We start from the raw sequence: 26,561 nt of genomic DNA, 5'->3' as shown, positions 1-26,561 counted from the left end.
ACTCTCGTTCGCAAACCTAGCATGAAAATAGCGAGGGTTTAGTGGTCGGACCTATTTCCCATACTGCTACTACATGACGCGAAACACGTTCTTTTTAATGGTGGTGTAACCCCGACAAATAAACTGTTGAGGATGAGTTCTGTGTACAAACCTGTGCTGGCTCTGTATGCCCAATCAGAGAACCGCGAACAGAAAAATGCTCAAGCTCGAATTCATCCGCCGTCATGCATTTCAGTTATGGAGGGAAGCCAAGATGGAAGTATTGCTTGAACGCTGTGCTGGAATGGACGTTCACCAAGAGACAATCGTCGTTTGTGTGATGACCACAGATGCTGCGGGGGAGGCCCACAGCGAGATCCGAAGCTTTGGAACGATGACCAAACATCTTTTCGAACTGCTTAAGTACCTGGAGTCCCAAGGCGTTACACACATCGCAATGGAGAGCACGGGAATCTATTGGAAACCTGTCTACAACATCCTTGAAGGCTACTTCACCGTCGTACTGGCGAATGCGCAGCGCATTAAGAATGTTCCTGGCCGCAAGACGGATGTTTGTGATGCCGAATGGATCGCGAAGCTGCTTCGAGTCGGTCTAATTGAGCCCAGCTTTGTGCCATCCGAGGACTTAAGGGAGCTACGGGACCTCTGCCGACTTCGAAAAAAACGAATCGGCTCCCTAACAGCGGAGAAAAACCGATCCAGAAGTATCTTGAAGCAGGTAACGTCAAGCTAGGCAGTGTCATCTCAGACGTATTCGGTGTTTCCGGGCGCAGTTTGTTGCAACGCTTAATCGAAAAAGGTTACGTTGACGCGGAAGATTTGAAGCGAGCGTCAAGGGTTCGATCAAGAACAAAAAAAGTGAAGTTACTGACTCTCTTTTTGGCACGATGACCCCGCATCAAATTCGATTGATTAAAGATTGTTGGGAGCATATCGAATACTTAGAGAAGTCCATTGCTCGGTTGGAAGCCGAAATTAACGATCACTTGGAGCTCTATCGGACGGAGTACGAACTGCTTCAGACCATTCCAGGTGTTAGCGAACGAACAGCTGCAGCACTCCTTGCAGAAATCGCGGCCGATATGGAGCAATTTCCATCCGCAGATCACCTTGCCTCTTGGGCTGGCGTAGCACCCGGCAACCACGAGAGTGCAGGCAAAAAAAAGTACAAAAAGCGTAAAAGGCAATCCTCATGCAAAAGTGACACTATGCGAAGCGTCTTGGGCAATCGCTCGCTCACGAAACACGGTCTTGGCAACAAAGTTCTGGAAGATTGCTTCACGACGAGGAAAGAAAAAAGCTTGCATTGCCATTTCACGTAAGATACTTATCATTGCTTACCACATGCTGAAGAACAAACAAATTTACATCGAAGGTGGACCACAAGCACCACTCATGCAGATCAACTAACCTTACAGCATTGACGAAACATAGCGATTTTAAACAAGGCCCCTTCAAAGAAGGTGGACCGGGCATCTTATGGTCATTTCTCAGAAAACTGCTGCTTTTTAAAGACGATAATCGTTCATGAGTGCGTTTGGATTTTCACAGAAAAATAAAAATCACCGTTTGGTGCAGCAGATGATGTCGTAGGTGAAATGAATCCGGATGTTCCTTTCCCAAGTCCTGAAAAAGTACCTAATGTATTTGATATTGCTTTGTAGTGGCATCTTATTTTTTTTCCAATTCGTAATTGGCCGACACTTTTTACCTCTTCTAGCACTTATATTCACCTTCTTTCTATTCTTTGTATTCGAATACAGGTCGAAAACCATTAAATTCCGATGCAGACTCTGCTGCTATGTGATACAAGGCCTGAACCGTTTTATACCCTCTTCTTACTCTTTTTTTAGAGTCAGTCGTGTTAAACCCGTCAAATGTGATAACCCCAAGAGCTGGAGTCTCTTGACAAATCGTTATTTTTTCATTCCAATGGAAAACATCATCTATAGTGTGGCCTTGTTGTATCTTGTTTGAAGGAAAATTAACTATATATTTATCCCACTCATTATTAGCAGGCCACCCACCGTAGCCTTGATCGGTTAATGACTTATTTCCGTTAACATTCGCATAAGCAACACCGCCAGTAGGGGAACGAAGAATGCCTTGTACCGTGGAAATTTTCGTACTAACCCCTTCGATATATTTCACACTATTCAAATAGTCCCATGACCATTGGTTTCTAAGAACTCTGTCTGAAATAATTAATCCTTTGTCGACTTTAACTCCATACCAGTACTTACCTTTTGAGGTTTCCCCATTTGGAATTCCTTCTAATGGGCATTCTGTATATCTTGACGTGTCTGCGCCGAACTCAAAATAGCCATCAGGGTGATAACTCCAAACGATATAATCCCCAATCTTCATATCCTTCACATGTTTTCTCAATTGTCCCGTAGTCGCTGGAACTGGCATCCTTATCCCTCCACTTGTAACGAATCAATCTTCTTCATCTTCCCATTCGGTATCCTCTTCCTCAGCAAGACGCCCTCGTCTTTCCAAGACTCGTCCCTCTCTTACTTATAGCGATAGTGCTTTTTCAGCTCCAGCACGCCCTCGTCGGAGTTGACCCATTCGTTGGTGTATTTGGCTGTGTCGGTGAAGTCGTCTACGGTAAAGGCGGCGTCGTGCAGGGCGGGGATGAACTCGATTTTGAGCTGGGCGTATTTGGCGAAGGGGGCGCTGTCCAGATTACCGTCCGATGTGTCGATGGCTGTATATTCGGTCCAGGTGATGTTGTCCGACGAATAGCGGATGAATAGCTTATAGTCCGCGGCACCCTTCACGTCTACGGCCTGTGTGATCCGTTGAAAGGCGGCGAACCGGTCCTGGATGACGATCGGCAACGACTCCCAGGAGCCGGAGGGAGCGTAGACGATGTTTCCCTCATCGTCTTTTTTGAGTTCCTTCAATTGCAGCTTGCCGTCTTTGATGACGGTGTCCGTAAGCGTGCCTGCTGCCAAGTCGACAGGAATGATCACTTCATGCGTAGCGTTTGTCATCGAATCACCTCATCGTATCGTCCAATTGATTTGCCCGGCATGCTTCGCCTTCAGGGGCGCTTGCATCTCGTCCACAAGCAAGCCGTTTCTGCGAATGTGCAATGTGCCGTCCAGATCAAGGTCTGACGTTATTTTAATCTGCATGAACGCCGCATCATTATAGGGAATCGAGAGGATGCATTGAAAATCGATGTTGGCGTCGTGGAGCTGCATTTGTTTTTTGTAGCCGATATTGTACTGGGTAATCGAGTCGGAGAAGGCTCCTCCCTTCCCGCCCGCCGTGAACAGCTTGGCGTCGGAGACGGCGTTTTTGTACGTAATAATATCGTTGTACAGGAAGGTCCGCCCGGTCAGCGGATATTCCCGCGAGGAGGCCGAGTAGGACAAGGACAGTCGGTGGCCGTTCATTGTGAATACGCCGTTGCCGACATCGAAGTAGATTTGCGAGCCTTCCCCGATCAAGCCGAACCGGATCAGTTTGGTTTTGTCTATATGATAAAAGCTGTTTGCTTTTCGGTTGTCGAAGTTATATTCAGCGAGATGCGAGCCGTCGGCATATTCCGCCACCCAGATGAACGACTGGGCGACAGGCGAACGCGTTATCCTATTATGAAAAATCATGCGGAAACCTCCCATTGTATTGTGAGATGAATATTTCCATATAGCAAAACAGACGGGACCCTATCGGCCCCGCCTGCATACATCATCTTGGTGCAAAATGTTGATCTATTCAACGTTATACATAGCGATAGGATACGCGCAGCTTGAACTCTTGCCGTCCGCTCGACGCGTCCAGCGGAATTTTCGGCTGCACTGTCACGGTCACAAAGTTGCCGGCGGCGTCCATCGGGTTCCCGTTATTGTTGACCCCGAGAATCTCCTGGCTGGCCGGGGTCAACGGAATCGACAGCGGGTTGCCCTCATGATCCTTCGTCGTCTTGCCCGTCGTGCCGATCGGCTTCATGCGAATTTTGCCGACCGCCGATGTCTCTTCCTCGATATCGGTCTCGCCCAGGGAGTCCACCTGGACATGGAACCAGTTGTTCTTGACAGCTTCGACGTCGTTTTCGGGCGTATCGCCGGTACCCCCGCCCATATCGCGCGTCGTGAACGTGCAGTCCTCCATCTTCGAGACGTCGGTCTCGCCGTTGCGGTTGTTCCAAATGTTGAACGTATGCAGCGGCCCCAGATCTCCGGCATCAATGACGCCAAAATCAAACGGGGCGGCAATTTCGGCAGTATGAGCGCTGTTGAACCAGCTTACGATCGGTTTGGTCATCTTAATTCCTCTTTTCTTGTTATCGTTATATTTTGACGATGAGCTGCAGCGTGACATGCTGAATGTTCACGCCTTGCTTCACGACATGAAGCCGGAACATATCGCCGGCATTCACGATCTTGTTATCGATGGCGGCGCTGCGATCATCGACATGCTGATGGGACTTGATGCGCACCGGATGGGACATAATCCCGCTCCACTTCGCCCCGTCCAGGGATTTTTCCACCGTAATCTCGGTATCCGATTCACCGGGCACGCCGCACAACGCTTCGACGCCAATCAGTTCCCCCTGAAAAGGGAACCTCGCAATGACGCTCTGAACCCCCTGATATAAAGAATTCGGCAGGCAGAACACCATCACCCGGTCCTTCACTTCCAGCGGGATGCTTTTTAGCTTCAAATGCTCGGCGACCGTCATCAGGCCGTCCGCATGCTCGCTCACCGGCTGAATGCTGCGGCCAAAGATGTCGATGAGCACCCATTCCTTGCCGTCGAAGCGGTAGCGGTTGCCATCCTTGTACGTCTGCACGGTCCAGCCGATATGCGGATACGGATAGGTCGCGATCAACTCCTTCATATCCGCCACGGGAGGCTTGAACACCAGAAGCGTTGACTTATAAGCCAACAGCGCCTGCTCGGCAGCGAGCTTCGCCTCATCCGCGGCCTGATTCGCCTGGTCGGCGGACCGATCGGCCGCATGAGCCGCCTCCTTCGCCATCGCCACGGCCTCGTTGACCTCCGCGATGGCCAGATTCGTCTCCTGCAGCCGCTGCAGCATCTCGTCAATCATGTCCTGCAGCGTCTTGACGACATCCGGATGCCGGCTGACCATCGCATAGATGCGGGAAGCCGGATAGAGGATCAAGCCTCTGCCCTTATATTTGCACAGCAGCGTCTTGCCTTCCTGGGACGGATGGAACTGAATCGTTCCGTTCGCATAGTTGACCAGAAATTCATGCGGCGTCAAGGCCAGCTTCTTATCGAATCGTTCCGGGTCGACCTCGGTCAATCCCTCGATGCGGACCTTGTCGGTCTGCGAAGGAATCTCCAGCAGCGTAATCTGGTTGTTAATCACGGGGAGCGAATCGATATGCTCCTTGTACGGCTCCTCTGGCGTGCCTTCCCGCCAAATAATGGTCACCGGATCATGCAGTTCGAGATGCGTCCGTAATTGGGCCATCCTATCACCTCCTTAATCAAGCCATTATTACAACCCAAAAACGCCTCTCGTTGAAGAGAAGCGCTGGCATGCCTACATATTGATCAATGAATTTCCTTCGCGAATCGTCGTCCCATTCCCGAGACAGGTCGTCACGCTTGACCCCTGGACGGCAATCAGCTTGCCATTCAAATACACCCGCTTCGCGTTGCCGCCCGTTATCGTGCCCCGACCGCTGCCCGACGTTCCCGGGAAAATATTGATGTACCGCGTCCTAGCGGTATCCGAAGGAACCGGCGGGCTGGCTTGCCAGGCTTCGTTCACCCGATCCCCGACGACGGCGGCAGACACGCCGTTCACATAGAAGCGGGAGCTCGCCGCAATGCCGCGGCCGGTAATCAGCGCGCCGGTGCTGCCTGATCCGGTTGTGTGCCATTTATCGCCCCTAGGATCGTCACACTCTCCAGTGTCAGGATCCCGATGCGCGCACCACGGCTCCTCATAAGTCTGTATCGTATAAGTCACATGCCCATCCTTCACGACCGGGGCGGTTGCGCCCACATGCAAGGCGATGGCAGCCATCGCATCCCCTCCCTTCGCCGCGGAACCGGCTCGCCCGCGAACCGGCGCATTCCTTCTTTGCAATCAATCAACTGTTCACAAAATCAAACTGGACCGCATGGAAGATCATTTTGCCGTCTGCGGTCATCTCAATATAAGCGCGCTCGGTGCCGAAGCGGCCCGCGCCGCCCTTGGCGATCGCTTTGATGTCTTGGCCGTCCAGCACGATGCCGCTCTCCTTCGCGGTCACGTACACGCCTTCGTCCCTCAAGTCGAGGCTGCGTTTTTTGCCCGTGGCGCTTGCGCCGTATTCCAGCATATAGCCGCCGGAATACTTCTTCTCGATCGCCACCCCGTGGCCGTCCCCGGTGCCGTCCCCGATGCCGAGATAGCGTACGGGCTGGGCGCCGTCGCCGGGCTTGTCCCGCTCGAACGTAATTTTCTGCTTCACATTGATGCTGTCGAATTTGTACGTGTTGGCCACAATCCCGGTGTTTTCCGTCGTCAACACCTTCTTGTCCGCATCCTGCCAGTAGAGCGGACGGCCGCGCGAATCATGCGCCGGCTCGCACTTCGACACCCTGGCGGTGATGAACTGAATCGCATGCTCCTGGATCTCGATGTAGTCGACATATTCTCCTTCGTCCGCATCCTTCGGCAGCGTCTTCACCTTATTCACCGCCAGATCATTCACATACGTCTTGTCGGCCAGAATCGTGTTCACCTGGATCATTTCCGGAATGAGCTTGCCCACATTGATAATATCGAGATGGTCCATATCGATGTACCCGGCTTCCGTGTCGATCAGCACATGGCCCGCCGGACCGACGAACTTTCCTTTGTAGGCCGTCAGATTGCCCTTCATGTCGACGCGGAAGGGGGCCTTCCCGATTTCATCGTGCCCGGCCCAGATGCCCAGGCTCGGATAGACCTTGAACACATCGTTGCCCTCGCCGATGACGAGGCTGGAGCCCTCGATATGGCCGTTCTTGAACAGGGAGCTCTCAATCTCGGCGTCCTTCGCGAACAGCTTGTTCATCCAGACATTGCCCAAGTAATCGGCGTGAAAAGGTGCTAACGACCATACGGAGGAACCGAGCGCAAGCCCCTGCTTGTCAATCGTAAACACTTGATCGTCGACCCCGGCCTTGACGAACAGATCGCCGTCCAGCGAGGTGCCGAACGTCTTCTCGTACACGCCGTTGCGAATACGCTCGATCGTAAAGCCGTCATCCGCGGTCATCGAGACCCGGTTCACCTTCGTGCCGCTGCCGCAATCGCCCGAAGCATACCGATTCACGATCATGCCGATCCGATCGGGACGCTCTGCCAGCAGCCCGAGCTTCACGACCTCCCGGCCGCAGCGGTCGTCGATCATGAGGCGGGAGCCCTCGATGGTGAACACTCCGGTCGTATCGCCGATGACGACGCGCTGCCCGAGAATGATCTTGCCGAGCACCGTCTCCGCGATCAGGCCGTCCGGCGTAATCGCCGTATCATAACGCAGCCCGCCCGAGCGCGTCAGGCCCAGCGCGCCATGCGTCGCCCGCAGGAAGCGGTTCGGATCGTTCGGATCGGTAATCGTCAGCCCTTTCCGGTCCAGCGTCACGAACTCATTCGACGCCATATTGATGTCGTTCGTGACCTTGTTCCAGAAATGGTCGAACAGCCGGCTCATGTCCGACGTATCGACAACGGCCTGCCCCCATTTCTTCTTGTTGGTGTCCACGACAATCGACGTGTTCTTGCTGTCGTAGATGAATTTCTCCAGCCGCTTCTGCGCATCGGATACATCTCTGGCATTGCTGATCGTCAGGCTGATATTGCCATCCTCATAGTCGTAGGTCATCTCCGCGATGCGGGCTTCGATCTCAAGCTGAAGCCGCTCATGCTTGATCGTGACAAAATCGCCGACGACCAGCTTGTCCCAATTATGCTGCTCCTCGACGATCTCGAGGAAGTTCACGATGTCGATGCGGAACGTCGTCCGGGGGCGCTGCAGCTCCTTGAACTTCTCGAGCGCCGCCTCATACAGATCTTGCTCGTCAATGTACTTGTCATCGCTGAACTCCCGCTCGATGACATACAGGTTCAGCTCCTGCAGCAGCTCAGGAGCGAAATTGCTGTCGGCGGACAGCGTCTTCTGCAGCTCAGCAATGTTTGCCTTGACGTTGTCCAACGCCTGCTCCAAATTCTTGATCTCGATTTCCTTCGCGGCGATCTGCATTTGCTTATTATCGAGGCTGAACTTTTCAATAATGTCCGGCCCGTTGTTCGCCCCGTTCAGCTCGTCGAGGGAGATGAGCGCCACCTGGAGGAACACTTCAGCCTCGCCGCCCCGCACCTCGATGACCGCCTGGTCCGCATGATGCCGCTTGCCGAGCAGCATCCACCGGTCCGGAGCCGCGGCTTGATCCGCGCCGTCGAGCGAGACCGTGACGCCCCCTTGACTGACCTTGCACAGGACGGCGTACGGATATTCCGGATTCAGCGCGAACCTTCGCGAGCTGCTGCCGCGATGCGTATACTTCTCGAAAAACATCTTCTGCTCGAACTGCTGCGAAATCATCGTGTCGGTAATGACCGCTTCGTTTTTTTTCAGCTTATCCAGCTCGATGCTTCGTTCGTTCAGACTGTCCTCGATTTTCTTGCGTTCGGCTAGCAATTCCCGGAACTTGTCCCGCCTGCTCTCCACCAGCTCCTCATAATCGAGCAGCGCCTGGCATAATTCATCGGACATATACTGGCTGTGCCGGATCACCCGCCGCTGCGCGTCCCGCTCGAACGGATACAGAAAATAACGGAAATTCTCAATGTAATTCTGACCCGTCGGGTTGACCTTTTGAATCGTGAGCCCGTCCTGTCCGAACGCCTTCAACCGGGTGACCATCTCATCCGCTCTCGCTTCCTTGCCGATCGACTTCAGGTATTTTCCATAGGAAAAAGAAAGGCCCCTGTTGACTCCGAACAGCTCCGGCTTGAGAAGCGACACGGTTCGCCGGTGCGTGTCCCATTGGACGACCGCATTGTAGGTCTCGGCCACTTGATAGACCGCATCCAGCACCGTCGTGTTCCCGAACTCGAAGGCGCGGTACGTCAGCTTGAAGTCGGCATCGAGATAGCCGATATTCCAGATCGTGTTGCGCAGCAGATCCGTCAGCACCTGCTCGGCATGATACGACTCGACGCTGTAATCCCGAATCGATTTGTCGCTCAGCTCATAAGGAAGAGCGAAGCAGGCGACCTGCCGGTACAGCCTGTCATCCTGTCCGCTGTCCTCGATCGAGTGAATCATATACCATTCGCTTTTCGATCCAAGCGTTACCCGGATATGATACCGCTCGCGGAGCAGGCCGATATTTTTGTTCGGCACGAGCCGGTGGTTCACGTCCAGGTACAGCGGAATTTTGAAGGTCAGCTCGTTCACGGAGGACAGCGAGATGTTCTGGCTGATATCGTACGCTTCGCTGATCTTGCTGATGACGCTGCCGTTCGGCTTGGCGAGGAACAGCTGCGGCCGGTACGGTTTCCTGAGATAATCAATATCGCCCAGCAATCATCATCGCCTCCTTATTGAATTCTCCGGAATTGATAGCGGAACTGGAACGCGGCGTTCCCGCGCGCCTTCAGCACATTCCTTCCGGGCGGCAGCGATAAATACCCGTCGTTGAACTCGCTGTAGCGGTACGTGTTCACCAGACTGGTCTCGATATGCTGCCGATCATTGTTCACATACACCGTCTCCTCATCCAGCAGCTGCTCGAAGCGAAAAGCGGCGTCTCCCTGCGACGTGTTCATGATCGCGAACTCGCCGCTTCCTTCCTTCGTAATCCAGATTTCCGGGGAGCAGTTCACATCTCCCTTATTGTCGAACACGACAACCGGTTCCAGCCGGAAGGAGATGGACTGGAAGGAAGGCGTGACGCCATGCCGCCCGGACTGCAGGATAACCCGGTACCGCAGCATCGCTTCGCGAAGGGGCGTCCCGGCTTCGATATCCGGAATGCCGCCGCCGTTCACGCACGTTTTCCAATCGCTCCAGGCCCGTCCCTGATCCGGGGAGAGCGAGGTCTGGACCGTAACCCGGCAGGAGGGCGGAATCTCGCACTCCCACGCCAGCTTCGTCAGCGCTCCGTCTCCTTCGAGCGCAAGCGGCAGCGGCTCCGAGGTGTACACCCCGAGCAAATTCGATAATGCAAGCCAATTTGCCATCCCATCCACCTCTACTCGATTTTCCCGAAGGGACGGAACAGGGCGGAAATGCCGCTCTCCTTCCACTTGGCGATGCGGTAGCCGAGCCATACGGCGGCGCCGTCATAGATGCTCGTTCCGTCCGTCAACGCCCATTCCGGTTCGGTCCCTCCGGATTCGCCCGCCGTGATGCAGACATAAAAACGGCCGTTATCGACCGTCGGAAATACGATATCATGCTTCTCGTACCGCTTTGAGCGCTGCAGCGCCCCGCTCCCCGCGTATCCTGCACCTCCTGGCCGGACGCGGTAGGGAAGACCGGCTCCATCGCGCCGGAATGCCCGGCTTGAATGCACAGATAGACATGGGCGTTATCCGTCTGCGGGATGACATAGTCTCCTGTCTTGTAGGAGGTCAGTTCCATCCAGGAAGGAGCCGTGCGGCCGGTCCGCGTATTCACCCAACCGAGATAAGCCCCGATCGCCGGCTCCGCATTCCAGACGATCTCCCGCTGCTGCCACGTTCCCGCCACCGGCGGGGCCGTTGCGTAGTTAGGCGAGGCCTCATCCAGCTTGGCGAAGTTCTGGCCGAGCTGTTCGATCGTCTCGTAAATCTCATCCGCATATTCTGGAATATGCAGCGCTAGTTTTTCCGTTGTTTTTGCCATCGTTTACTCCTCTCTCCTTTCCTTCACCCAATGTCGGACCATCTCGTCCCCCGGGCGTAATCGCTCCAGCGCGGCCTGAGCGAATCGAGCCGCAGCTCTCCCTGCGGACCAAGAATCAGCGCTTCCCGGCTTCCCTTGGCGAAGTCCCGCTCCGCAATCTCCGCCACGGTCTCCTTCCATTCATACCGCGGAGAGTAATAGACCGGGGAATAAGAATATGGAGAATCGCATTTAAAGGTCACGTTGATATACCCTTCGGATAAGCCGTTATGGATCAGCATCGGCTCGTCGATGACCAGCGCGTAGAAGACCCGCTCCGGATCCGAAGAGAAGACGAGCTCCCGGTAATAGCTCTGCTCGGTCAGCCAACGCGCCGCTTCGCGAATCCGATCCGAATTCCAGGTCTCTTCGAATGCGCATGAGACCTGAAAGCGGAGCGGTTCTTTGGCGATGTTTTGAAAATAAGGACGATCCCGTCCCGCGATGCTGACCTCGCGAACCGAACGCGGGGCCGCGAAGCTCTCCTCCAGCATGCCGGAGCTGATATTGACGTTCCGGATGCCGAAATCGATGCTGGATACCCCGGCATAGACGAAATAATCCGCGTCCCTAATCGTCATGTTGCCATTCACCTGCCTTCCTATAATCGATGCCCCCGGGCCCGCAGCGCCGTGTCGAGCGATTTCGCGATATCGTCCCCATCCTTCTGAGCGAAGTTCCACGTAATGGAAATATGGAAGTTCTGGGTCGGCGCTCCCGCCATGGCAGGCTGAAGCGCGGGAACGGAAGCGAACAGCCTTTTGATGGAATCGATAATGTTTCTGGTGGTATCGACCACCTTCAGCAGATTGAACGAATCGGCTTTGTTCAGGATCAGCTCTTTTTCGTGGGCGAGCAGGAATTTGCCCTGCTTGCCGCCCCACGCCGGAGTCATGCCGCCGGATTCGGCGGAGAAGGGCTTTTTGTTTTTGAGCTGGTCATACGATCCATCCTCGAAATGATAGGTTTCGCGGTAACCGTCGTTGATTTTTCGCAACCGGTCCATCTCCACCCTCAGCCGGGCAATCTCAGGGGACTTCGGGTTGGTCCTGGACAATTCCTTAATCCGGCGGGCGTAGTCCTCGGCCTGCTTCTTATTGGCCAAATATTTGTCCCAATACTTGGCCCGCTCGTCCTGTTCCGAGGATGCTCCCGGAAGCATGGTTCCCGAGGACGTTCCAGGCTGTTTGACCGTACCTGAAATCGACGGGACTAAGCTCTTCCCGTACTGCTCCAGCTCGTCATAATCCTGCTCGAAGCCATACTTGATGTTGTCGGCGATCGTCTGGCCAAGCCGTTCGCTAGCCTTGGCCAGTTCCTCGAAGAACACGCCATACTTGCCTTTGATTTCGTCCAATGCGTTGAAGACAACAGTCTTATCATTGCTGAGCATCTGCTGCTTCAAGTTATAGAAGTACTTTTCATCCTCCAAAACCCCCCTATAATGCTGCTCGATTTTGCTCTTCGCTTCATCCAGCTTATCTAATTGATTGCGGTGCTGATTGTCCTCGAGCTCTTTTTCGTTCTCGATGATTTTGCGCCGGTCTTCCAACTGATCGGTGAGGGCCTGTTTGCGCAGCTCCCGCTCTCGATCCAGCTTGAATTTGTCAATCTCCTCATCTTTGGACTCGAGCTGCTCCTGAAGCTGCTTCTTCTTCGCCTTCGCTTCGAAGGAGTCGTCCAAGGCCAACACGTTGAGCCGATCCTGGATATCCTGCCGCTCCTTCATCAGCTTGCGGAGCTGCGAATCGTAATCCTCCTCCGCATTGGCGCGGTCCAGCCCCTTGAGCTGGGCATTGATATGCTCCTCGATCTTCTTGAGCTCCGCGTCCAGATGCTTCATCTTCTCGTCGTGGCGCTTGTTTTCCGTCCGAATCTCTTCCTCGATTGCCTGGGTGCGCAGTTCTTTTTCCCGCTGCAGCACTTTTTTCAGGTTGTCGAGCAGCTTGTTCGCATTATCCAGCCTTGCTTTTTGTTCCGCCGCCTGATTATCCGCGATTTGCTTCAGTACGGTGCGCTGGTAGTCCTGCAGCGCTTCCTTCTTCGACTCGGCCCGGCGCTTCTCGGCCAACGAGTCCGCATTAGCTGCCTTGCGCGTCAATTCAGCTATCTGGGATTCGATAGTCCGGCCCGACTCTTCGTATATGGAGATGATTTGAGCGTCGATTTCTTTGGCTCTGCGCTGTTTCTCCTCGGTGTCCAGGCTGCCAAGCAGGCTTTGCTCGAATTCGAGCTCGCCGATTCGCTCCTTGTACCCGGCAATCAAGGCTTCGGCCTGCTGTTGACCGGCATGCTCGGCTTCGGCCACGATCTCCTCTTGCTTGCTCCGATCATTGTCCCGCAGCCATTCCAGATAGATCGCGGCGGCCCGTCTCTGCTCCGGCGGCGTCTTGCTGTTCCGGATAAGCTGCTCCGTATCATCGATCTCTCCGCGGATGCGCTTGCCTTCCGTCACCAGCGCGTTCATGTTCTCGGCCGCATTCTGTGCGGCAAGCCGCTTCTCTTCGGCGGTATTGATATCGCCAAGCAGCGCCAGTTGATGCCTCAGCTTCTCCCTCTTCTTCTCGCTCGGCTGCTGCAGGCTCTCGAAGCGGCGCTTATAGGCATCGGCCAGTTGGATGACGTTCTGATCGATTTTGAGGTCGGTGTCGCCGATATTGCGGGTCAGCTCCATATATTCTTCGACGAACTTCTCATAGTCCGCAGCCGAATAGCCCGTCTTGCTCCCGCGCTTGCCTATCGACTCGAGCCGTGCACGGACATCCCCGACGACTTCGCCATTCTTGACCAGCCCGGCTGATCCGAGCAGGGATGCCAGCTCCGAGTGGCGCGATGACTGCGATTGCCGCAGCTTCCGCAGCGCCTCCCCCATGTCATTGTACAGACCGATCCGGTTCTTCAGCAGCTTGTCGTACTTGCGCCCGGACGCCATCGCCTCTTCCATTTGCTGCTGATTTTTCTCCAGGGACGCATTGACCCGCTGAATCGCTTCCTCGAATTGGTTGAACCGCAAGCTCGGCTGGTAGGAATCCTTCTTGCCGGAAGAAGCGGAGGACGTTCCTTTGCGGCTGACTCCGTAGTAGGCGTCATCGAGCATCGCTTCATATTTTTTGTAAAATTCTTCCGTATCTTTAACCTGCTGTGCTGCCTCCTTCAGCTTCTCGTCTTCCTGCTGTTGTACCTTATCGAAGAATCCCTTCGAGCTAGGGATGATACTCGAAACCAAGTTTGTGAACTGCTTCGATTTCTCCCGGTTCTCTTCGGCTTCTCCGATTCTCTTTTTGGCATCAGCCAGATCCTGAATGCTGCCCATCTCGACGCCGTAGATGCGAATCCGGCTCTTCGATTGGAAATAAGCCGCCAGCGTCGAACGTTTTTCGCTCTCCAGATCTTCCTTCGCCTTCTTCAGCTTTTCTTCCCGTAATTTTTGAATGCCTTTTTCCTCTAGCCTCCAGCCGTCGGCCGCCTTGTTGATATGCTTTTGCAGCTCCGGATATTCGGCCATCAGATCCTGCATTGCCTCGGTAGACATCGATTGGCCCGCCTCCAGATCGGCCAAAATCTGATTGAACGATTTAAGCTCATCCTGCGTGCTCTTGATCCGGTTGCGAAGCTCGTCGCCCCCCTGCTTGCTCTTCTGCAAAGAAGAAGCCAGGCCGTCCAAACCGTCGGCCGCGCCGCCGGCGCCGAACTTCATTTTGTTGAACTGTTGGTTCAAATCCGTCAAAGAGCTTCCGGCGATTTGGATGTTCCCGGGCAGCTTTGCGAATAAGTCGACAACGTCTTCGACCTGCTGAATGTCGGCTTTCTGGAAGGCTTGAAAGATCGCGGCGAACTCACTTTCGCTAATCTCCACACGATTGGCGGCGGCCCAGGAGGCCAGCACATCGGTCAAGAAGCGCGTATGCTCATTCAGTTCCTCTCCTTTGGATTCGAAGGCGTCGACATAGGACTGGAGCCGTCCTTTGATCGCGTTCTCCGCCGTGCTGACCGCTTCCGTGAATTCGGTGTTGGAGGCTTCCCATTTCTCGCGCGCTTTCTTTACTTCCTTGGCGAGCTCTTCCCCCATCATCTCAATCCATAGCGTGTGAGACAAATTATTCGGATCGAGAGTGGCGGGGAAAAAATTTTTGGTATAGTACTCATTCTCATTGCTTATTAGCTTTTTGTTATCTCTGTTTTTCTGGAACTCCGCAAACTTTTTCGATTTTTCGTTATACTCCTGCTCCGCCTTTTCCCTTTCCGTTGCCGTCTTCCCGATTTTGCGATCGATTTTCGATTTCTGGCTTTCGTATTCCAGTTGGGCCTTCTCCCGCTCGATCCGGATCTCTTCCTGGAGAAACGCGATCCGCTGCCGAATCAGCTCATTGTTCTGCTCGTACGCGTTGGCACTCCCTTCCAACGACTTCACGCTGATGCCGAACTGGGACTTCAGCGTACTCTCGATCTGAGTGAGACGCGTCTTCGTCTCGATCGTTTGCTCTTCGCTTGCGGCTAAGCGTTCATACTCGGCGGCCAGCGTCTTCAGATGATCAACCTGCGCGACGGATTCATTCATTCGCACGATGGATTTTCTGGCCTCCTCCGCGCCCTGTTCCGTGCCGTTGAACAGCCCAATCAGTTCGGATACGCCCCAAGAGATAAGTGAAATCAAGGCTCCTATCCCTGTGCTGATCATCAGGCCTTTAAAGGCCGTGCCCAACATTTTCGTGGCAGCAGCCAGTCCTCTCAGTCCGTTACCCGCCGTGCCAGCCGCCGGAGCGAGCGCGAGAAGACTGGACACCGTCTGGACACTGCTCGAGATGTAAGATTCTATCGCCGCCCGGTTCAGCTGTACCGTTTCTGTCACTGTCCCGAGCAGAAGCGGTAGCGAACCAATTCGCTCCGCGAGCCAGACGAACGCCTGTCCCAACGCTGTCGCGGCGCTGATCAGCGCGATAAGCGAATCGCTAATGAAAGCCTCGCCCATCGTGAGCGACAGCTCCTGCATGCGGTTCGCATATTCGAGAGCTGGGCCTCCAGCGACTGCATATGCGTCTCATTGTCCCTCATCGCCGCGCCTTCGGAATAGAGCGCCGCGTTCGCCGCATCCAGCACCTTCCGATAATTCGCCATCAAAGCCATGAAGCGCTGCATATGATCCTTGCCGGCGATCGTCTGCGCGATATAGCGCTGCGTCCCTTCCGAGAGCTGATTCCATTTGCCGGCCAGCTCCTCCACAATGCTCGAAGCCGATTTCAACGCCCCCGACGTATCCTGCAGCGACACCCCCGCCTCCTGCAGCGCGGCGGCCGAGAAAGCGGCCTTCATAAGGCTCTCATCTATCGCTTCCAGGCTGCTGCCGATGACAGCGCCCGATTCCTGCGTGATGCTGCCGATAGCGGCAGTATGCCCGATCAGCTCTTCCATGCTGACGCCATAGGATCGCGCCGCTGCGCCGGCTTCGGTCAAGGAGAGCGCTAAGTCCCGCGTCGAGACGGTGTAGGCTTGATCGACCGCCTTGAGCGAATCGAGGATCGTCATGCTTCGGCCCGCCTCGATCTGGAAGGCGGACATGGCGGCGGTAAGCGCCGCGATCGCTTCATCTCCGCTTAAGCCCGAAATATTCCGGGCCAATTGCACGGTCTCCGTCTGCGCCATGACCTGCTGTTCATTCCAACCCGAACGGGCCAGGCCGTGCATCGTATCGAGAACATCATTCATTGATCGGCCCAATTCGCCGGCCAGCGTGACGGAACGGTCCTGCATTCGGTCGAAGTTGGTATCCGCGTCCATTTCCCGCCGAAGAGCGGCCATTTTGGAATCGATCTCGATAACGGTCTGCACCGCCTGCCGTGCCCCTTCGATCGGGGCATTGACCAGTTGTTTCGCTACATTCTGAAGCACAGATTGTTTCGCATCCTTCAGATAGTTGCCGAAGCTTTTCTGCTCTGATGCCCCCGATTCAGGCTGAGCGGCAGCCGGTTCTACAGCCCCGATCTTGCCCTTGGCCGCTTTTTGATTGGCCTCCTCGATCTGATTGCCTAGCTTTTTATAGCTGTCGATCGCATCCTTGACCGCCTCGTTCTGCTTCACGATAGCCGTGCTGCACTCCTTGAGCGATCGGATCATGACGGGATCGATGGCGGCTCGCAGTTGAAGCGTTTGGAGCGACGGGCTCTTTTCGAGCGCCCGAATCGCTTGATTGATCGCCTTGGTCGAGCTCCTCATTTCGATCGACGCCGACAGCCGCAACGTTACATCATTCACTCTCTTCCCCACTCCTTTCCGTCCATGCCAAAAAGAGCGGTTCGCCCCGCTCCTTTGCGCACCTTTTCCTTACCGGAGATTCGCTCTCCGTCTTGTCCCGCTTCACGCTCGGTTCCCTCCGCCTTATTTCTTGGGCTCGTCTTCCTCAAGGGGCTTCGCCAGCACATACCGAATCTCGTACATCGCATCCTGCTCGGCGAAGCCCTCCACTGGCGTCCGGTTCAAAAACTGCAGCAAATTTTTCACCATATGATCCGATAATTCATACTTGGCCATCTTATTGCTCCCCCTTTGCTCCGCGTGCCGATGCCCGGGAGGATGACCGCGTTAACGGGGATGCCGCATCCGGCCCAGAGTCTCCTGTGCTTGCCGCGGTCTCCTTGCCTGCCTGATCTGCGCTGCGTGACTTGCTGCGCTTGCTTCCCTTCTCTTCCGCGATTTCCATATCGATTGCCTTATCCGTCTTCCCTGTCCTATCTGTCTTCTCTGCCTTACCTGTCTTTGTCTTACCTCTCTTATCGTCCTTTCCTGCCGCGCCCGTCTTACCGGTTGCCTTGACAGCCTTGACTGGCTTGCCCGCCTCGTCGGCGGCGTCCGCCTCTTTCGCCTTGGCCAGCTCCGCTTCCATCGCCCGGTTGAACAACTGCAGCGCGTCATTCAGCTCAGTGTACAGCGCGGCCAGTTCGTCCCGGTCGAAGGCTTCGAGGATGCGCTCGGTGTAGCCGCCGTCATGCAGCGCATGGAGCATTTCCATATAATCGTCGAGGGTCGCGGCATCCGTTACGATCGTCGTGAAGTGCTTGATCGCGAGCATCGTCTGCAGCCCGAGCAGCATGCCCGCATCCAGCGGCTTATTCTGCTCCAGCGCCTCCGTCAAGACGCGGATAAGCTCCTTCTTCACGTCGTTTTTAACAGATGGACGAAACCGCAGATCGATGTCCAGCTTCCGATTTTCCCCGAATTCAACCCGCTTCTTCTCCTTGTACCGGTCCTTCATCTCTTTTTTCACTTGCTTGATTGCTAAATTTTTCATCGCGCTCATATCGCTTCTCTCCTTATCTCTGGTAGAATAATTGATATCAAAAACTCTGACTCCGGCCAGAGTTTCTCAATCCAAGCATTCTCCAATGAAAAAGGGGAGTGCCGCCACTCCCCTGCAAAATTACAATCGATTATTCCTCGTAAATGATCATGTCCGCCAACGTATCCGTTCCATTTACCTTCACCGGGAAGATGTCGAAGGTCAGCGTAAGCGAGCTCGGATCGCCTGTCGGGCTCATCGCCAAGGTGAAGTTCGGCTGCAGCTTCGCCTTGTAATACGTCATCTGCATCGGCACCATCTCGCCCGCCGCTTCATCCGCATAGAGCGTATCGCCCACAATCTTCACGTATTTCGGGAAGCCCTTGGCCGTGAAGGAGAGCTTGTTCGCGGAAGCCGACTGGAATTGGTAGTAGACTTCGACCTCCTCGCCTGCCGCTACGGTCGCTTTGTCCGACAAGGCGATTTCGCTGCCGGTGACGGTTTTCACTTCTTGCGCCGCCCCTTTGACGCCATTGGTGAAGGCAAATACCGACACGGCCGTGCTGCCGCCCTGCGGAGCTTTGCTCAGCTTCACTTTTGTGCCGCCGGCGCCATCCTCCTGCACGGTCAGCACTTCCCGCTTATAAATGGTCTGCGGGCCAGTCACAATCTCTTCCCCCGCCAGGAGCGCAAGATGCTCCATCGTAAAGATTTGCGTCTCGATGGTCAACGTCGCTCCCTTTTCCCCATTCCACGCGATGCGCTTCGGGTTGCCGTTGCCGCCGCGGGCATAGACCGTCTCCGCCGTCCATTCATTGGTGGCCGATGTGGCATAATCCATATACATAATCGGTTCATTGGTCGCATAGTCGATAACCTGCGTATTCAAAATCGCTCTAGATCCGTAACGTCCTTGTTCCATAAATCGTTTCCTCCTCGTGGTTGAAGCCCGTGCTTCTTCCATGCTTGTTCTGATTTACAATTTGCTTTTACAATTTGCTTCTTGTCATCCATTCAGGCAGCGATTCATCGCGGCCCAAATATCCATTCGCCCATACCTTCAGCAATCGGGTATGGCGCTCGCGCACATTCAAGCGCTCAAAATGCTCATACACCTGATAAATCGTCAATTCACCCACATTAAAAATATGGATGCCATTGCCCTCCGCATGGCAGAGAATGGACAAAATATCCTTCAAATGAAGCGTATTGTCGTTATCCCGGGCGTGCTTTGCCTTGAAATGCTGAAGCTTGGCGTACAGCTCTTTTGCCTTCTCGTTCTTGAAGCGGACCGGCGGCGTCTCCGCAGCCGCAATGCCGTTCACCAGCTTCACGGCGTGAACGATGTCCCGGTAATTATGCCGATCGATCACCGCCACGTCGCTCACGAAGGCTTGATCGTCCTCATCATAGGCGAACTCCCTTCTCGTAAAAAAACGCAGCGCATCGCAAATACTAACCTGAAGCGCCGGTATCGAGCAGAGCAGCAGGAAATCATCCTCCGCTTCGAGCTGCGCCCAATTGTCATCGTCTACCGAGAATAGCCGCTTCACAACCTCCTCCTTGTCGAAGGTCGCCAGCAAAAGATACAAATTATACAGCGGCTCGCCTATCTCGCCGATCTGATCGACCGTGGGCGAATAGACGCTCACCTTGCCGGCCGCAATCGGCTTCCCGAGAAAACAACGCAGCCGTTCTGTCATCGTGTCATATCTGCACTCCTCTCTATCCCCATGCTTCGGGGAAATGGTCGGGGGGGCGGCCGCTCCAGTCCGGTTGCCTTGTTATGCCAAGGTCCGGCGATGATCCCCTGTACTATAGCTAGTGTCCGAATTCAAACCTGTTTTGCCCGTTTTTTGTGCATCCTTCTTATAGATGCAGGAATATTTGATCAATTGATTGACATGATGCTGGTTCTCCTTGAGATACTGCCTGAAAATCGTCCCGACCCGCTCCATGATTCGCTTTTTCTGCTGCGCCGTCAGAATCGAGAGCGGAGCGTCATGATGCACGATCTCGGCCACCTGCTCCCAATATGTCGCCAGCTTCTGCTGCAGCAGCCGATTCAACGATCCGTACCGCTGGTTCAACCAATTTTCGACAACCCACTCATAGGGAGAATCATCGAAGCTGTAATCCCGCTTGAAAAAGTCAATCTCCTCGTCATCCTCGTCCAGATTATCCTTCAACCAATTGACGAAGATCTGGAACAGCAGCGGATATGCTTTCGTCTCCTCGCCGATGCTGTGGTACACGGTCATATATTCATTGATTTTTTGCGGCAAAGGAACTCGCTTGACGAAGCGGTATTCCTTCCATTTCAAATACGCCTTGCGTATCGTTTCTTTAATCGCGAGCTCGTATTTGCGCACCATCTCCGCCGAGATGCGCCATTGGTACACGCTGTAGAGCTCCGCCGCGATTTGCTTGTACGGCAGCTTGTCCTGCCGCTCGAAGCTTCGGCCCCGATCCGCACCCGCAGATTTATATTCGATATTGCTTTTGATCAAAATGTAGGGATACACCCTCAGCTGCTTCTCCGTCAGCAGCGCCTCAATCTCGATTTCCCGCAAAAATTTGGCGAAGCTGCTCTCTCCCCGGATTTGCTGAAATCTTGCGAAAGCGTACGTATCGTAAGGAGAGTACGCCTGGTCTTCCAGATCCTTGCCGTTCCTCGCCGCCGCTCCATCCTCGAAGCTCCGTTCCCGGCGATCCGGCTCCTGCTCATTGCCCGGAATGATCTTGCCGAAGCTCTTCTCCGTGAACCGCTCCAACGAGTACTTCACATGATGATAGAGCCGGGCCCGCAGCTGGGATTCCGTAAACAGCAGGTTCCTGTCATTTTGGAGAAATTCGATCACGCATTCTACGAAATATCCTTTGATCTCATCGGCTCCGAAATAGTTGATATACTTGCGTTGAATCGAATGGTACATCTTGCGCACCACGCTATGCTTGATGTCCAGCCTGACCTGCACCCCTTGTTTTTGACGTATGATGTGTTGGACAAAAATCCGCTTCAGCGCCGACTCCTTGCTTCCCGCCTGATATTCGGCCACGATGAACGCGAGATCGCGCTCTTGACGAAGTGCGGGTTCATCCTGCCGGAATTGGGCATCCATCCAGCACTGGAATTGATCCGGATGCGCCTCCTCTTCTGCTACCGCCCGCGCGGCCTGCTTGTCCAGGAACAGCAGCAAGTATTCCATAAAGCGGATATCGATCTCATCGCGCTCCATACCGGGGTGTTGCTGCCTTATCGCTTGCAGCACCTCCTGCACATCCTCCAGCTCGAACCGTATGACGCGATTGCGTTCGGATACAATTCCATTGAGCACCGCCTTGTTGCCGCGGCGATATTCTTCCAGCAACCATTTCAAATTCTGTAGTTCCATCGCTCTCAACCCCTTTCTTTCTATCGTAAAGCTGTTTTCGGGATCGAACTTAAACGGGAACGATAGATTTGTTATTATTATTTAACAGAAATATTTAACGTTATTTTTAGTAACCTTATAACGCTTTTTGTCGGATTTCGGGTATACTATACCTATACGCGTATGTGTGTGAGCAGAAAGGAGGGAAATCGTATGAATCATTACTCGGATGACGTGAAAAAACGGCTGAAGCGGATTGAAGGGCAAGTGCGCGGAGTGCTGCGCCTGATGGAAGAGGGAAAACCGTGCAAGGAGGTCGTAAGTCAGTTGTCGGCTGTGCGGAACGCGTCGGACAAGGCGTTGGCCCAGATCGTGGCCGATAATTTGCAGCACTGCCTGCTGGAGGAGCAGGCTTCCGGCGGAGACACGGGGAAGATCGTGAAGGAAGCGGTAGAACTGCTGGTCAAGAGCAGATAACGAAAGGGAGGGCATCGCTGCCGCTCCCTTTCTTCTTGCGCCGAATCGCTTTACGTGCATTGAACCGGGGGCGCGTCCGGCCGGAGACTGTGGCCGCTCGCGGCCGTGTCATGGGCTTGCTTCCGTTCCCGCATGCGCCGCGCCCATTCCTTCATCTCCCGCTCGGTCATCGCGTTATAGGTGCGAATCTCGATCTGCGAACCATCCTCAATCCGCAGCAGGAACTTCGCGAATTCCGGCTTGAACAAGATGCCGACTCGCGCGCCTTCGGCCGTAATCTCCTTCACCTGCGCCCATGGCATAGGCCGATCGCCATCACTCCAGACGGCGGACTCGTCATAATGGAACAGAACATTGCGCGGCCGGAGAGCGCCAGGAACGAGAGAACGAGATTGCTGCCGAAAAATCCGATTCCGGTGAGAGCCGCAGCCCAGGCGGCGATCCGCACGGACAAGGAGAGAGAACCGAACACAGCCCCATAGATTAACCCGGCCGCCCCGGCCAGGCCCAGCATCGACACCAACAGCTAACCGCGGCCCCCCGCCGCCGGTAGCATACATATTCCATCCGCTTATCACCCTCTGCCCGCTGAACGATAAGTTGGAAATGCGTTGCCTGCTTCCGTTCTTGCTCTCTCTTACCGCCTATGTTATCTCCTTTTCCCCTCGTCCAGCAAGCCCGAACCAGCGCCGCTATGGCCTTTTTGTGTTACATTTTTGTTAACGTTCCGGAAGCTCCGCCTGGAATTAAAGCGTAGTTCCTAGGGCGTGTACGCAAACTATCGAAATAGCCAAATATCTGGTAAACTTATCCTATGAGAAGACGATATGAGATACGAGATGACCAATGGGAACGACTCAAAGACCTCTTGCCACCGGAACGGAAACCACAGGGTGGACGTCCGGCAATCGATAACCGAAAAATGTTCAATGCCATGCTTTGGGTGATTCGTTCTGGTGCGCCTTGGCGAGACTTGCCAGAGCATTATGGCTCCTGGAGCAGTGTCTACAGTCGTTTCCGCCGCTGGGAGAAAGCAGGCATCTTTGATCGAATGCTAGAGGTTCTGGCTGCCAATCCCGATGACGAAAGTGTTATGCTCGATGCTTCCATCGTTCGTGTTCACCAACACGGCGCGGGGGCAAAAGGGGGCAGCAATTCCAAGCCATCGGACGATCACGCGGAGGCTTAACCAGCAAGATTCATGCCGTTGTAGACGGCCTTGGCAATCCGCTACGCTTCGAAGTAACCGCAGGCAACATCAATGATTGTGTAACGGGTTATGAGATCCTGCAAACCCAAGACATACAAGGTAAACATGTTTTGGCGGATCGCGGATACGATACCGATAAAATCATTGCGCTTTTGGAAGAGAAACTGGCCCATTCCGTCATTCCCAGTAAGAAGAATCGCACGATCCAACGTACAACCGACTGGTGGTTGTATAAAGAGCGTCATCTGGTCGAATGCCTGTTCAACAAACTCAAACATAATCGTCGGCTGGCAACTCGGTACGATAAATTGGCCTGTACTTTTGTTGCCTTCTTAAAGCTGGCCTCTTCCATGATCTGGTTGGCTTAAGGTTTGCATACACGCCCTAGGCATGCAGCGATGATTCTACCACCTGGCTAATATGCTCATACATTTCCAGGTACAGATCCCGCAGCTCGTCATGGGCCTGCACCGCCTCCAGCACAATCTCGTCCAGCTGCCGCTGAATGGTCCAGTAGGCGCTGGCCGGATTGCCCTCGCGGAGCGGCTCCAGAATGAAGTTGAATTCCGGGAGCTCCCGGAACCATTGCTCCCTTCTCGCGGCAAGCTGATCCGCCTCCTCGTCAATCCGCGGCAGGTCATCCACATTCAGATATACTCCCTGCCGCTCCAACACCAGGCCGCCAGCGGGAACAGAGAGCTCGCAATGGGCTGCCAGCTGCATTCCCGATAAATCCCCGCTTTCTTCCTTTTCGCATTTCAGCACGACCAGCCGGAAGCCGTCCGCTTCCCATGCTCCCAACGGCACCGTCACCTGCTCCGCCCCGGGCACGGCCGGGAAGCCATAGACTTCGCGCACAGTGACCGACCGATGCGGGATGACGGTCAACTCCAGCGGCTCCCCCGCTCCCCAGCCGGCCGGGCTGCCGAAGGACATCTCATTCCCCCTGGCCCAGATGAGAATAATCATAAAAAAAGTGCGGGTCCGCCCCATAAACACATGTCCGCCGCTGCATACGATGCGCATAGAAGGGTTGACTGCCAAGTCGCATTCCTCTTTTCATCTCATAATATTTGAAAATTTAAAGAATTAGAATGAATACGCATATTTCTCTATTATGGACCATTCTCCCTGTATAGTCACCCTTATTTTCCTCCGCTGCCGAAAGTACCCGCAGTCGCGGGCGATAGGCGGGTATGAAGCGCTCCTTCCTGCGCGTGGCAGGAAGGAGCACTTGGCGTTCAGCCGCATAGCGGGGCCGCGGCTGTGCAGGCTGCCCGCTCCGCGCGGCTGCAGGTTGGAGCCGGCTGTGGGGCGGGCGCGCTGCCGCAGGGGGCCGCTCCTACTGGCGGACTGGGCATGCAGCGCAGTCGCAGCTTCCAACCGGGCAGGCCGGATATCAGCCTGATGCGGCAACTGCCCAAGGGCGGACTGGGCACGCAGCGCAGTGGCAGCTTCCCCTGTCCAGCCTGAACCTGCCGCTGCCGCAGAGCAATCCTGCATATGTGCATGATTTTCCCAGCAACCCCTTTTTACGGCAAGAAATCCTGCAAAAATACATCAATTTCACTAAATATCGCCACAACTACAGCTAAATAGTAGAATTCCTGTAGTTTTGCAATAATTTTTCAATATATAGCTATAAAAAGCAATAAAATGCTGTAAATTTGCAGGATTCGCGCTTTTATTGATGCATTCATAAAGACAATTACAGCCGTGCGACTTATCCGTATTACTCCCTCATTTGGCATTCAAGAGCACATTCGCTGTTCTTCACCAGCATCCAGCACACTGAAGCTAGTTCAAGGCAACTTATTGAGTATCCCGAAGTTATTTCAAAGTCCACGCGCTAACAGCCGACTCACCAAAACTACCCCAAGTCCCACGCTCCATTAGCCCGCTCGCCAAAGCTACTACAAGGTCCATAACCCATCATCCGGCTCACATAAACTACCCCAAGTCCCACGCTCCATCAACCGGCTCACAAAACCTACTTCAAAGACTTGGACGAGCGCTCGACGCACGGAAGCTGCTTCCAGACACGTTCCCTTCATCAAGCTTACCGCTGCATCTGCAATCCCGCCTACTCTCACCCGGCGCACCATAAAGCCGCGCCCTCAACATGGCGCATCCAAACACATAAGGTTCCCTTATGCGCACAAAAACCGGAAGCCCTCGGCTCCCGGCCTGTCCCGCGCCAGCAGCGGATTCTCCGCCGCTGGCTGCAAATTCGTCCGCGCCGGCACCTTCGCCAGCTACAGATTCGCCTTCGCCCGCGCCGGCGCGCGCCGATGCCGCTCCTGCCGCACATACGCGAGCTGCGGCAGGCAGATGCCCGCGAAGATCAACGCGATCCCCGCCCATTGGAGCCAAGAGACCTGCTCCTGCAGCACGGTGACGGACATGATGACGGCGGCGGGCAGCTCAGCCGCGCCCAGAATCGTGCCGAGGCCGGGGCCGATCTTCGGCACGCCAAGGCCGAAGAAGACGCCGGGAACGAGCACGCCCAGCAGCCCCATGACGAGGCCGTATTTCCACAAGCCGGACACAAGCGCGCCATCGGCGAGGAAGGCCGGCGGGAATACGAGGAACAGGCTGGCCGCCGCTCCGGTGGTCAGCGACAGGCTCTTGTTCAAGATGGGCATCTCGGTGGCGACACGCCCGTTCACCATAATGTAGAAGGCGAACGATACGGCGGAGATGAGGCCAAAGATCGCGCCCTTCGCGGTCAGGCCGGACAAGCCGTGGTCGGCGAGTCCCCCTGCCAGCACCGTGCCGATGAGCAGGATCAGGACGGAGAGGAGCTTGGCCCGATCCGGCCAGGACCGGTTGATCAGCGCCTCCAGCAAGACGCCGATCCATGTAAATTGGAACAGGAACACGACGGCGATCGAAGCGGGCAGCTGCTCCACCGCGATCCCGTAGGAAATCGAGGTGCAGCTCACCGACAAGCCGCATGCGAGCAGCACCAGCACCTGCTTCCCGCTGACCCGGCGCCGGGAGAACAGAAGCGCGGCGGCGGCCAGAAGCAGCCAGCCGAAGAAATACTGGCTCCCGATAATCTGGGGCACGGTATATCCCTCTCTTATCCCAAGCTTCATAATCGAGGATAATGTCCCATAGCTGCATGCGCCAATAAAGACCAGCAGCGCATAACGGAATAATTTCATATCCTATTACGCTCCCTTCTTGTTGAAAAAACCGTAAATCCACGCAAAAAACCCCCTGTCGCTTGACAGGGGGCGAACGAAACCAGATGCGCTCACGAAGCGGTAACCCATGCGCGCCTCCGCAAAATTTCGCCGCTCAATCCATTGGACTGAGTTTGGTTC

The 26,561-nt window shown here is 54.8% G+C and carries 24 protein-coding genes and 1 pseudogene; 3 read left to right on the top strand and 22 right to left on the bottom strand.

The features are described from left to right. Positions 1-253: 253 nt before the first annotated feature. Positions 254-1,410, top strand: a pseudogene (locus OCY70_RS36180) (IS110 family transposase). Between the two features lie 115 nt (positions 1,411-1,525). Here the strand turns inward: OCY70_RS36180 and OCY70_RS17260 are convergent. From OCY70_RS17260 to OCY70_RS17175, 18 genes are all read right to left on the bottom strand, one after another. Then, positions 1,526-1,723: a hypothetical protein gene (locus tag OCY70_RS17260; RefSeq protein ID WP_213430153.1), complete on the bottom strand. Its 198-nt coding sequence runs from the start codon at positions 1,721-1,723 to the stop codon at positions 1,526-1,528. A gap of 17 nt (positions 1,724-1,740) precedes the next feature. Continuing rightward, on the bottom strand, positions 1,741-2,415 hold the full coding sequence (locus OCY70_RS17255; protein ID WP_213430154.1) for a hypothetical protein: 675 nt from the start codon (positions 2,413-2,415) through the stop codon (positions 1,741-1,743). Positions 2,416-2,516: 101 nt separating this feature from the next. Beyond that, positions 2,517-3,002, bottom strand: a complete 486-nt coding sequence (locus OCY70_RS17250) for a hypothetical protein (protein WP_261944996.1) — start codon at positions 3,000-3,002, stop codon at positions 2,517-2,519. 9 nt (positions 3,003-3,011) lie between these two features. Beyond that, positions 3,012-3,623: a hypothetical protein gene (locus OCY70_RS17245; protein ID WP_213430156.1), complete on the bottom strand. Its 612-nt coding sequence runs from the start codon at positions 3,621-3,623 to the stop codon at positions 3,012-3,014. A gap of 115 nt (positions 3,624-3,738) precedes the next feature. Then, positions 3,739-4,281: a hypothetical protein gene (locus OCY70_RS17240; RefSeq protein WP_213430157.1), complete on the bottom strand. Its 543-nt coding sequence runs from the start codon at positions 4,279-4,281 to the stop codon at positions 3,739-3,741. A 25-nt stretch (positions 4,282-4,306) separates the two neighbouring features. After that, entirely contained in the window at positions 4,307-5,461 is a 1,155-nt protein-coding gene (locus OCY70_RS17235; protein WP_213430158.1) for a hypothetical protein, read from the bottom strand. Positions 5,462-5,533: 72 nt separating this feature from the next. Then, positions 5,534-6,022: a hypothetical protein gene (locus OCY70_RS17230; RefSeq protein ID WP_213430159.1), complete on the bottom strand. Its 489-nt coding sequence runs from the start codon at positions 6,020-6,022 to the stop codon at positions 5,534-5,536. A 67-nt stretch (positions 6,023-6,089) separates the two neighbouring features. Continuing rightward, the gene (locus OCY70_RS17225; RefSeq protein WP_213430160.1) at positions 6,090-9,557 is read right to left on the bottom strand and encodes a phage tail spike protein; all 3,468 of its coding nucleotides are present in this window, start codon (positions 9,555-9,557) and stop codon (positions 6,090-6,092) included. 14 nt (positions 9,558-9,571) lie between these two features. Further along, positions 9,572-10,213 (bottom strand): hypothetical protein, encoded by a 642-nt coding sequence (locus tag OCY70_RS17220; RefSeq protein WP_213430161.1) that lies wholly within the window; start codon positions 10,211-10,213, stop codon positions 9,572-9,574. 124 nt (positions 10,214-10,337) lie between these two features. After that, positions 10,338-10,859: a hypothetical protein gene (locus OCY70_RS17215; protein ID WP_249725471.1), complete on the bottom strand. Its 522-nt coding sequence runs from the start codon at positions 10,857-10,859 to the stop codon at positions 10,338-10,340. Between the two features lie 23 nt (positions 10,860-10,882). After that, on the bottom strand, positions 10,883-11,479 hold the full coding sequence (locus OCY70_RS17210; RefSeq protein ID WP_213430162.1) for a distal tail protein Dit: 597 nt from the start codon (positions 11,477-11,479) through the stop codon (positions 10,883-10,885). A 20-nt stretch (positions 11,480-11,499) separates the two neighbouring features. Then, complete coding sequence (locus tag OCY70_RS17205) at positions 11,500-15,867, bottom strand: hypothetical protein (RefSeq protein ID WP_261944995.1); 4,368 nt, start codon at positions 15,865-15,867, stop codon at positions 11,500-11,502. Next, positions 15,828-17,147: a phage tail tape measure protein gene (locus OCY70_RS17200; protein WP_213430164.1), complete on the bottom strand. Its 1,320-nt coding sequence runs from the start codon at positions 17,145-17,147 to the stop codon at positions 15,828-15,830. The genes OCY70_RS17205 and OCY70_RS17200 overlap by 40 nt, the downstream gene beginning before the upstream one ends. A gap of 123 nt (positions 17,148-17,270) precedes the next feature. Beyond that, positions 17,271-17,423, bottom strand: coding sequence for a hypothetical protein (locus tag OCY70_RS17195; RefSeq protein WP_197258991.1), 153 nt, complete (start codon positions 17,421-17,423; stop codon positions 17,271-17,273). Position 17,424: 1 nt separating this feature from the next. Further along, the gene (locus OCY70_RS17190; protein WP_213430165.1) at positions 17,425-18,189 is read right to left on the bottom strand and encodes a hypothetical protein; all 765 of its coding nucleotides are present in this window, start codon (positions 18,187-18,189) and stop codon (positions 17,425-17,427) included. A gap of 130 nt (positions 18,190-18,319) precedes the next feature. After that, positions 18,320-19,090, bottom strand: coding sequence for a hypothetical protein (locus OCY70_RS17185; protein WP_261944994.1), 771 nt, complete (start codon positions 19,088-19,090; stop codon positions 18,320-18,322). 67 nt (positions 19,091-19,157) lie between these two features. Continuing rightward, positions 19,158-19,871, bottom strand: a complete 714-nt coding sequence (locus OCY70_RS17180; RefSeq protein ID WP_213430167.1) for a hypothetical protein — start codon at positions 19,869-19,871, stop codon at positions 19,158-19,160. Positions 19,872-19,952: 81 nt separating this feature from the next. Beyond that, the gene (locus tag OCY70_RS17175; protein WP_213430168.1) at positions 19,953-21,563 is read right to left on the bottom strand and encodes a hypothetical protein; all 1,611 of its coding nucleotides are present in this window, start codon (positions 21,561-21,563) and stop codon (positions 19,953-19,955) included. A gap of 192 nt (positions 21,564-21,755) precedes the next feature. Here OCY70_RS17175 and OCY70_RS17170 point away from each other — a divergent pair, with 192 nt between their 5' ends. Next, positions 21,756-22,019 carry a metal-sensitive transcriptional regulator gene (locus OCY70_RS17170; protein ID WP_006675029.1) on the top strand — a complete coding sequence of 88 codons (264 nt, stop codon included), beginning with the start codon at positions 21,756-21,758 and terminating at the stop codon, positions 22,017-22,019. A 50-nt stretch (positions 22,020-22,069) separates the two neighbouring features. On the opposite strand, the gene OCY70_RS17165 is transcribed toward OCY70_RS17170, so the two are convergent. Together OCY70_RS17165 and OCY70_RS17160 are read right to left on the bottom strand one after the other, a co-directional pair. Next, positions 22,070-22,321: a hypothetical protein gene (locus OCY70_RS17165; RefSeq protein WP_213430169.1), complete on the bottom strand. Its 252-nt coding sequence runs from the start codon at positions 22,319-22,321 to the stop codon at positions 22,070-22,072. After that, positions 22,303-22,542: a hypothetical protein gene (locus tag OCY70_RS17160; protein ID WP_213430170.1), complete on the bottom strand. Its 240-nt coding sequence runs from the start codon at positions 22,540-22,542 to the stop codon at positions 22,303-22,305. Before OCY70_RS17160 ends, OCY70_RS17165 begins: the two co-directional genes overlap by 19 nt. A 291-nt stretch (positions 22,543-22,833) precedes the next feature. Here OCY70_RS17160 and OCY70_RS17155 point away from each other — a divergent pair. Beyond that, positions 22,834-23,597 (top strand): IS5 family transposase gene (locus tag OCY70_RS17155; protein ID WP_249725711.1). Its coding sequence is split into 2 segments (ribosomal slippage): positions 22,834-23,170 and positions 23,170-23,597, totalling 765 coding nucleotides; the frame shifts between segments, so codons are not numbered across the junction. A 16-nt stretch (positions 23,598-23,613) separates the two neighbouring features. Here OCY70_RS17155 and OCY70_RS17150 read toward each other — a convergent pair. Further along, the gene (locus OCY70_RS17150) at positions 23,614-24,273 is read right to left on the bottom strand and encodes a topoisomerase II (RefSeq protein ID WP_213429359.1); all 660 of its coding nucleotides are present in this window, start codon (positions 24,271-24,273) and stop codon (positions 23,614-23,616) included. A 1,211-nt stretch (positions 24,274-25,484) separates the two neighbouring features. Continuing rightward, positions 25,485-26,399, bottom strand: a complete 915-nt coding sequence (locus tag OCY70_RS17145; RefSeq protein ID WP_213429357.1) for an EamA family transporter — start codon at positions 26,397-26,399, stop codon at positions 25,485-25,487. Between the last annotated feature and the right edge of the window lie 162 nt (positions 26,400-26,561).

The sequence above is a fragment of the Paenibacillus melissococcoides genome, assembly GCA_944800085.1.
GTDB classification, from domain to species: Bacteria; Bacillota; Bacilli; order Paenibacillales; family Paenibacillaceae; genus Paenibacillus_B; species Paenibacillus_B melissococcoides.
The sequence above is the reverse complement of the archived record's forward strand: the minus strand, read 5'-3'. Positions and strand labels throughout refer to the sequence as shown.